Consider the following 261-nt stretch of genomic DNA (forward strand, 5'->3'; position numbering starts at 1 on the left):
CCGTCCCCCTTGGATGTCCACTACCAACCCACCCCGAATCGTCACCTTATCTGATGGATCTACTGGGTCAAACACGCCAACAGCTCTCGTCGGCCGACGGGCGCTTCCTGCTCGATAAAGGAGTCACCGAGATGGTCAGGAGTTTGTGCGACAGTCTCCGAAGCGAGCTGTATGGATCCGCCGATATCCAGCAGACTGCATCCCAGCGAAGGCTTGTTGACTGCTTGCCCGAGTTCAACCGGTGGGCAAAAGGTGTATGGG

General features: G+C 57.5%; 1 protein-coding gene. It reads right to left on the reverse strand.

What is annotated here, in order from left to right; genetic code table 11:
- Positions 1-59: 59 nt before the first annotated feature.
- The coding region (locus tag ACEN88_RS35655) for a hypothetical protein (protein WP_413347115.1) at positions 60-261 on the reverse strand (202 nt) is incomplete at its 5' end.

This window comes from Massilia sp. CT11-108 (assembly GCF_047302915.1).
GTDB lineage: Bacteria > Pseudomonadota > Gammaproteobacteria > Burkholderiales > Burkholderiaceae_D > Telluria > Telluria orientalis.